4 protein-coding genes are annotated in these 7792 nt (G+C 43.3%); 3 read left to right on the plus strand and 1 reads right to left on the minus strand.

Annotated elements, in window-relative coordinates:
- Nucleotides 1-977: 977 nt before the first annotated feature.
- A complete protein-coding gene (locus L1D51_RS19615; RefSeq protein WP_175083617.1) occupies nt 978-2576 on the plus strand; it encodes an ABC-F family ATPase in 1599 nt (532 codons plus the stop codon).
- Nucleotides 2577-2714: 138 nt separating this feature from the next.
- Nucleotides 2715-4640, plus strand: a complete 1926-nt coding sequence (locus L1D51_RS19620) for a hypothetical protein (protein ID WP_239964573.1) — start codon at nt 2715-2717, stop codon at nt 4638-4640.
- A gap of 501 nt (nt 4641-5141) precedes the next feature.
- Here the strand turns inward: L1D51_RS19620 and katG are convergent.
- A complete protein-coding gene (gene katG / locus L1D51_RS19625) occupies nt 5142-7319 on the minus strand; it encodes a catalase/peroxidase HPI (protein ID WP_239964574.1) in 2178 nt (725 codons plus the stop codon).
- Nucleotides 7320-7583: 264 nt separating this feature from the next.
- Between katG and L1D51_RS19630 the strand changes: the two genes are divergently transcribed.
- Nucleotides 7584-7792: hypothetical protein (locus tag L1D51_RS19630; RefSeq protein WP_239964575.1), on the plus strand; the 209-nt coding region annotated here is incomplete at its 3' end.

Raw genomic sequence — 7792 nt, forward strand, 5'->3', positions numbered from 1 at the left:
TTTATATATTTTCAGGTTTTTTTCGTAATTTGTTCTGTTTGGAAGAGGTCTTGTAGGAGGTACTTTAGTGCCGAATCAAAAATAAATAAGAGCCTTCAGCCTTCAGCCTTCAGCCTTCAGCCTTCAGCCTTCAGCCTTCAGCTCTTAGACGCGCGAAACAAGTTTCACGCCTACGAATGAAACATAGGCGCTAGGTGCTGGGGTCTGGGCGCTGGGTGCTAGGCTCTAGGACGCTATATGAAATAGCTGGTTTCTAGTCGTTAGACGTCAGATATTAGATGTCAGGCGTGCTGCGGGTTTATGTAGGTCGGGTTCTCTTCTCTGCAATGACAACCCTTTAGGAGTTATTGTAGGAGGTACTTTAGTGCCGAATCGAACATAAAAAGAGCTTTCAGTCTTCAGCGGTGAGACGCGCGAAACAAGTTTCACGCCTACGAATGAAACATAGGTGCTGGGGTCTGGGGTCTGGGCTCTAGGCGCTAGGACGCTATATGAAATAGCTGGTTTCTAGTCGTTAGACGTCAGATATTAGATGTCAGGCGTGCTGCGGGGTTGGTTAGTTCGAATGTTTTCTCTGCAATGACAACCCTTTAAGAGTTATTGTAGGAGGTACTTTAGTGCCGAATCGAACATAAAAAGAGCTTTCAGCTTTCAGTCTTCAGCGGTCAGACGCGCGAAACAAGTTTCACGCCTACGAATGAAACATAGGCGCTAGGATCTGGGTTCTAGGCGCTAGGACGCGATGTAAAATCGCTGCTACAGACTCGAATCTCGCACCACGCATCTCGCATCTCGCACCTCGCATCTCGCACCTTTCCCCTTTACTCTTTCCCCTCGTAACTTGAAACTTTCCTTTTTTAATAGCGTTATTAGGGGCTGATCTGTATAATCCGCGGCCTATTATTTACCCTATTGCTTGTTTATTTTCGCAGTTGCTGCGCCCATAACCCTGTCAGTATTTTTCTAGGAACAATTCGTTGATTTCAACCGCAAATATCACCATGCAATTTGGTGCAGAGCCTCTGTTTGAGAACATTTCAGCTAAGTTTGGTAACGGTAACCGCTATGGTTTAATTGGTGCGAATGGCTGCGGCAAATCGACCTTTATGAAAATTCTAAGTGGTGCGCTTGTGCCAACGTCTGGCAATGTGTCGATTGCACCGGGTTTAAAGCTAGGCACGCTAAGCCAAGATCAGTTTGCATTTGAGCAATACACTGTGGTTGATGCGGTGATCATGGGTGATGCAGAACTATGGAAAGTTAAACAAGAGCGCGACCGTATCTACTCACTGCCAGAAATGAGTGAAGAAGACGGCATGAAAGTCGCTGAGCTTGAAAGCATTTTTGCCGAAATGGATGGCTACACAGCAGAAAGCCGTGCGGAAGAAATTTTGATCCAAGCGGGTATTGAGCAAGAGTTTCATTATGGCTTAATGGCAAACGTTGCGCCGGGCTGGAAACTTCGTGTGCTCTTAGCACAAGCGCTATTTGCAAACCCTGATATTTTACTACTTGATGAGCCAACCAATAACCTTGATATTCACACCATCACTTGGCTAGCTAACGAGCTTAACCAGCGTAAATGTACGATGATTATCATCTCGCACGACCGTCACTTCTTAAACTCGGTATGTACACACATGGCCGATATCGATTACGGTGAGCTACGAATTTACCCAGGTAACTACGAAAAGTGGATCGAAGCTTCAAGCTTGCAACGCGAACAACTGCTTGCTGAAAACGCAAAGAAGAGCGCCGAAATTGACGAGCTACAAGAGTTCGTAAACCGCTTTGGTGCTAACGCATCAAAAGCAAAACTTGCGAGCTCTCGTGCTAAGCGCATGGATAAAATTAAGCTTGATGAAGTAAAAGCATCAAGCCGTATTAGCCCATCACTTCGTTTTGACGAAGGCAAAAAGATGTATCGCCAAGCATTAGAGCTTACTAAGCTAGGTCATGGCTTTGATGGCGAAACTCTGTTCAGCGGTGGTGAGTTATTACTTGAAGCCGGCGCTAAGCTTGCAGTTATTGGTGAAAACGGTGTTGGTAAAACCACCCTACTACGTTGCCTAGTGAATGAATTACAAAGTAACGAAGGTGTGGTTAAGTGGTCTGAAAATGCCAGCATTGGTTATTGCCCGCAAGATAGCAGTAAAGACTTTGATAACGACTTAACTTTATTTGATTGGATGTCGCAGTGGCGCACCGCTAAGCACAACGATTTAATGGTTCGTGCTATGTTAGGCCGTTTATTATTTACCGCAGACGACGCTAACAAAAAAGCCCGTAATTGCTCGGGTGGTGAAAAGAACCGCCTATTGTTTGGTAAGTTAATGATGCAAGACATCAACGTGCTAATTATGGACGAGCCAACCAACCACATGGATATGGAAGCCATTGAAGCACTCAATAATGCATTAAAAGATTACCAAGGCACGCTGATTTTTGTAAGCCACGACCGTGAGTTTGTATCGTCTTTAGCGACTCGTATCATCGATATTAAAGATCAACAGCTTATCGATTTTCAGGGCACGTTTGACGAATATATGGACCATGTTGCGCAACAAGCGCAATAAGCCCTTCCAAGAAAAGGTGAGCAAGTTAGCTCACCTTTTTTGTTTACGTTCAGTTACATATTCACTTTACTGAATTACCCGTTTTAGGTAACTTAAATTTCTTTGACTTCAATAGAACAATAAATTTAAGGGACCTAAATGAAAAAACTTCTCAGCGTATCGGCACTGACTCTGGCTCTAACAGCCTGTGGTGGCGGTTCATCAACAGATAAAACGCCAAATGTAAAAGTAGAGCAAAATACTGCACCGACGCTTTCTGGCTCACTCACTCTCTCAGCCAAAGCGCTTGAATCAACTAATTTAGTTGTTGATTTAAAAGATGAGCAAAACGACAGTGTGACAACAACGATTATTGATAAACCAGAGTGGCTGACTGTAACCACCAGCAGTAATCAAGTAACTTTTAGTGCAGAACCAAGCTTATTCGAAGTAGCTAACCATGCTTTTACTGTGGAAGTGTCTGACGGTAAAGCGAGTAATCAATATACTCTAACCGTTAATGTCGCCGAGAATCGTGCAGCATGGCAACCTATTGAGCTTAGCAATAGCGAAGTGATGGGTAATTGGCAATCAAGCGATGGTAGCGTAGAGCTGGTATTTGCTACTGAAGATGCCGGGGTAATTGCTCAAAATGGTGAGCTAAGCCGTTTTGATTGGTCGAACCCTGATGTGATTGCATTAAATACCCAAGCGATTGATTGCTTGCAAGAATGTAATCAACAAGCCCTTCTTGAAATGGAAGTGTTGGCTAAGCGCGATGATGCTATTCGTGTTGAGCTTTTTAATGTTTCAACCGATAAAGGCGAGGTAGTTACCCTTTATAAATCAAATACAGAGTTTAGTTCTGCGTACTACGCTGATGTAGAACAAAGCTCATTCCACTCTGTTAATTATTTAAGTGCAGCAGGTGAAGAAAGTTACTTTGAAGTACCTTTAGCAAGCTTTATTCCGACGGCTTCAGGAAGTACTACGTCATTCCCTCATGCTGAATTTTCGGCGACATTAGATGGCAAAACATTAAAAATTGAGAGTGATACATTAGTTGTAACTCAAAACACAAAGCAATTTAGTAACCTTGGTCATGAGGTAGATGTCGCATTTGATCTTGATCTTGTTGATGCAGAAGTCATTGCCCAATTTGATGACTTTTTAGTGCTAAAACTACGTCATGCTCTAACTTATCAAGATGAAAGTGCTCAGAATTATATTAATGAGTCAGCCGAACTTGCTGAAGCATTGCAAGTAAAAACAACGATTAGCACACTGCGCAAACTTACCCCTATTGCGGTTCCTGAGCTTACAGTAGGCAAATCATATACAGGCCGTTTGAATAACAAAAATTCAGATACAGGTGAAGGCCTAACGTTTCGCTATTTACCAACATATTTCACCATCACTGCTGCCGATACTGCGACGGTAACATTTAATACGCCTGAAAATACTGACTCGTTTAAGTGGCATTACGACTTAGACAATAATGGCGAAACCGTTAAAGTAACAGGCAATGGCCTTGATACTAGCTTACAATTTTTCACTCAGCCTGATGGCAAAATGATCATGGCGCGCGAAAGAAATAAAGACGAACGCCAAGCTCGCTTAGGATATGAATTTATGGAAGTAATTGATGATTCAACCATCACACTTGATGACTATAAGCAGCTATTTAGTTACTTACGTCAAGGCTATACCAGCGGCAACCAGAAGATATACTGGTATATAAATGATGATGGTAAAGGCAGCTTCTATTATGCTGACCAATATGGCCTAGAAAACAGAGCTAACTTTACGCCAAGTAGTTATTGGCAATTAGAAGCTGATAACAGCATTAGCTTTGCAATGATGTCACAGTGCCCAGGTGCAGTTGATTATGCTAGCTGTAAAAATGAAGTGTTAGCAAATCAAGAAGTTGCCTATTCATCATTACTCAATTTTAAAATTCTTGCTAAAGAAGGTGATAAGTACCTTTTTGATCGTCTGTTTTGGCAAAGCACGTATGCTTATAGTGAAAGAGAGTTAAAAGAGAGTATTTTTCAAAATAGTTATTGGTTTGGGGTTGAGAAGTAAAAGAGCTTTCAGCCTTCAGATCAGACGCGCGAAACAAGTTTCACGCCGACATGTAGCAGCGGGTTTATCCCGCGTCCTTGGCGCTAGGCTTTAGGTTCTAGGCGCAAGGACGCGATGTAAAATCGCAGGCTTTTAGTCGATAGAGGTCAGATGTTAGATGTCAGCAGATCTGTGGGGTTATTTAGGTCGAGTGTCCTTCTCAGCATTCGACCTTTTCACTTTCCAGGTAAGTTGGGTCGAGCGGAGCGACACCCAACATATAGAATCGGTCAGCTGTCAGCCTTCAGCGATCAGACGCGCGAAACAAGTTTCACGCCTACGTGTAGCAGCGGGTTTATCCCGCGTCATCAGCGAGGTTCTGGGTTCTAGGACGCGATGTAAAATCGCTGCCACCTCGCATCTCTTACCTCGTAACTTTACTCTTTCCCCTCGTAACTAGTAACTAATAAAAAAGGCCACACAGTTAAACTGTGTGGCCTTTGTACTTAACGGAATTTTAAGTTAAATGTCGAAGCGATCGGCGTTCATTACTTTGACCCATGCGTCGACAAAGTCTTTTACAAAACGTTCATTGTTGTCGTCTTGCGCGTAAAACTCTGCGTATGAGCGTAGGATTGAGTTTGAACCAAACACTAAATCAACGCGTGTTGCTGTCCATTTAGTTACACCTGTGCTGCGATCAATGATGTCGTAATAGCCTTTACCTAGTGGCTTCCACGTATTAGCCATATCGGTTAGGTTAACGAAAAAGTCAGTACTGAGTGTGCCTACGTTATCTGTAAATACACCGTGTAAAGTACCGTTATGATTAGTACCAAGAACACGCATGCCACCAACAAGAGCGGTCATTTCTGGTGCTGTTAAGCCCATTAATTGCGTACGCTCTAACATTAGCTCTTCTGCTGAATCCGCATAGTCTTTTTTGAGCCAGTTACGGAATCCATCGTGAATTGGCTCAAGCACGTCGAACGAGTCTGCATCTGTCATCTCGTCTGTAGCATCACCACGGCCAGGCGCAAATGGCACGGTTATATCAACACCCGCCGCTTTTGCTGCTTGCTCAACCGCAGCTGAGCCACCCAGAACAATTAAATCAGCGAGGCTTACTGGTTTACTTAAACCCGCTTGTACTGACTCGAGTGCGCTTAATACTTTAGCTAAACGCTCTGGTTCATTACCTTGCCAATCTTTTTGTGGTGCTAGGCGAATACGCGCACCATTTGCACCACCGCGATGGTCTGAACCACGGTAAGTACGCGCGCTATCCCATGCTGTTGCGATTAAATCTGCTTGGCTTACACCACAGTTAAGTAGCTTGGTTTTAAGCTCGCTAATTTCGCTGTCTGATAAGGTGTAATCAACCGCTGGGATCGGATCTTGCCAGATCAGATCTTCGCTTGGTACATCGGCACCTAAATAACGTGATTTAGGACCTAGGTCACGGTGCGTTAGTTTGAACCATGCACGTGCAAACACATCACTAAAGTATTCAAAATCATCGTTAAAACGCTCGATAATCTTACGATAGGTTGGGTCCATCTTCATCGCCATATCGGCGTCGGTCATAATAGGATTTAAACGAATTGATGGATCTTCTACATCAACTGGTTTGTCTTCTTCTTTAATATCGATTGGCTCCCACTGCCACGCACCTGCCGGGCTCTTCTTAAGTTCCCACTCGTAGTTAAGCAGTAAGTAGCAATAGCCGTTATCCCACTTAGTTGGGTGAGTTGTCCATGCGCCTTCGATGCCCGACGTCATGGTATCGCGACCAATACCACGTGAATTGTGGTTGTTCCAGCCAAGGCCTTGCTCAAATACATCAGCTGCTTCTGGCTCTGGGCCTACGTTTTCTTCACTACCATTACCATGAGTTTTACCCACAGTGTGGCCACCGACTGTAAGCGCTGCAGTTTCTTCGTCATCCATTGCCATACGAGCAAATGTTTCGCGAACTTGTTCTGCCGTTTTAAGCGGGTCTGGGTTACCATTCACCCCTTCTGGGTTTACATAAATTAAGCCCATTTGTACCGCTGCCAATGGGTTTTCCATGGTGTCTGGTTTAGCTACATTTGAATAGCGCTCATCACTAGGTGCTAACCATTCTTTTTCAGCGCCCCAGTAAACGTCTTTTTCTGGGTGCCAAATATCTTCGCGGCCACCGGCAAAGCCAAAGGTTTTTAAACCCATTGATTCATATGCCATATTACCGGCTAAGATCATTAAATCTGCCCAAGAAAGCTTGTTACCGTATTTCTTTTTGATTGGCCAAAGTAAGCGACGTGCTTTGTCTAAGTTAGCGTTATCTGGCCACGAATTTAATGGCGCAAAACGTTGGTTACCTGTACCACCGCCACCACGGCCATCTTCTAAACGGTATGAACCCGCTGAGTGCCATGCCATACGGATCATTAAACCACCGTAATGGCCCCAGTCAGCCGGCCACCATTCTTGGCTTTCGGTCATTAGATTTTTTAAATCGGTTTTAACGGCTTCAAGGTCAAGAGATTTGAAAGCTTCTGCGTAATTAAAGTCTTTGCCGTAAGGATTCGTTTTGCTGTCGTGTTGATGAAGAATGTCGAAATTGAGCGCGTTTGGCCACCAGTCAGTATTTGATTGAGCAGTGACAGTGTTACTACCATGCATTACCGGGCATTGGCCCGTTTTTCCATTACTCATTATATGCTCCTCATAAGCTAAAAATATGACGAAACGCTAAAAAGTCGCTTTTATCCCTTTCGTCATAAAGAGAGATTTTCTAATAGTTATGAATAACTAATAGCAAATAAGTTCCTGTTGTTTAAAACTATAGGAGTTGAATATAAATAAAGCTAGATCTAGATCATGGTTTTAAATCGATTGCACCGATAGAAAAATCAGATTTGATTCATTTTGTAAAACCGTCCATTTTATAAGGGTATTTTTTAACAGCGAGTAGCCCTTATGAAAACTATTAATCCTGACGTTGCTAGACAACTAAGCATTAACTTTTTTATCGCCAATTTACCTATTTTAATGTTAACGGGGCTGGTAGTTGCTTCGCTTGTGGGGCTAACCTTTAGAAGTTCGGTGTTGTTTTGGCTGGCACTGTTAATCACACCTTTAAGCATAAATTATTTATATTCTAAAAAACGTATCAAACAGTTTTGCAA

Origin of the sequence: Pseudoalteromonas shioyasakiensis (genome assembly GCF_022398475.1) — a bacterium.
GTDB lineage: Bacteria > Pseudomonadota > Gammaproteobacteria > Enterobacterales > Alteromonadaceae > Pseudoalteromonas.

Coding starts and splice junctions, on each gene's coding strand:
- L1D51_RS19620 (WP_239964573.1), top strand. CDS start 2,715: ATGAAAAAACTTCTCAGCGTATCGGCACTGACTCTGGCTCTAACAGCC.
- katG (WP_239964574.1), bottom strand. CDS start 7,319: ATGAGTAATGGAAAAACGGGCCAATGCCCGGTAATGCATGGTAGTAAC.